General features: G+C 39.5%; 1 protein-coding gene. It reads left to right on the top strand.

From position 1 onward, the window contains the following. Window positions 1–573: 573 nt before the first annotated feature. Window positions 574–1246, top strand: a 673-nt coding sequence (locus AC3WVG_RS12030; RefSeq protein ID WP_488798358.1) for a cation:proton antiporter domain-containing protein, incomplete at its 3' end; no start/stop codon positions are given.

A 1246-nucleotide genomic window follows, 5' to 3' on the forward strand; every position in this document is an offset into this window, starting at 1 on the left:
TATCAATGGAAAGTTTTTCAATATGGCATGTTTTGATTGAAACGCGTCGTATAAGCCAAAAATAAGAAGGGTGACAGAGAGTAACAAAAACCACCAAATGGGAGTCCAAAGCAAACCAATTGCTACATTAAAAACAACCAACATGCTAAGCACGCCTAATATTGTAATACGCATTTAAAGTCCTTCTTTATTTTGGTCATGTTTTATTTGCATACTAAGCCACTAACCTTCTTCAATACACCCAAAAGTGAGATCTAGATTTGCCTTGGCGGTAAATAGCTGATTTGAAAACTTAATTTGAACAACCTATTAGGCACACCTATCGGTTACGCGTTACCATTAGTGCGATAGAACACGCATATAACAGAAAAAATACTCAGCAATAAAAACACGCTTTTTAGCTGCGAAAACAAGCTATTGCATGTTAATCTACAGAAAGTATTTACACCTTAAACACTTGGTATCTGATAACCACTATCAATAATAAAAATCGATAGCTTATCCAGATATAAAAGTGTTGTACCCTTATTAAAGGCTACGGTTTTTACGTATAACTATTTTGAAAGGTAATTCATGGAGTATGCATTTCTTCTCTTCGCATTTGCGTGCGGTTTAACGGTTAAGCTTATCGGCATTCCTCCACTTGTCGGCTATCTCGTTGCTGGCTTTTTATTAAATTTCGCAGGCTATACCTTAACCGAAGATTTAACCCAAATAGCTAATTTGGGTATTACTATCATGCTCTTCACCATTGGGTTAAAGCTCAATATTCGTGACTTGAGTCGTCGCGAGGTTTGGGCTGGAAGCATCACACATACCTTAGTTTGGGTAGGTGTTATTACCTGTTGTTTATTTGCTATGGGGACGATAGCAGCTAATTTTGTAGACGGTCTTACTTGGGAAAGTGCTGCTCTTATTGCATTTGCCTTAAGCTTTAGCAGCACCGTTTGCGTGGTAAAGGTGTTAGAAGAAAGTGGTGAAAGCAAAACCCGTCACGGGCGTTTAGCTATTGGCATTTTAGTTATGCAAGACGTGTTCGCCGTAATATTTTTGGTCGTAGCCACAGGCAAGCTTCCTTCGGTATGGGCGCTTGCATTACTTGCCTTATTCCCCGCCATGCCACTCATAAACAAAATGATAAACAAATCAGGACACGGTGAATTATTGCCACTCACCGGCTTCATCCTAGCGCTCGGCGGATATCATTTATTTGAACTGGTGAATATAAAGGGCGATTTGGGTGCAC

Source organism: Desulfovulcanus sp. (assembly GCF_982781345.1).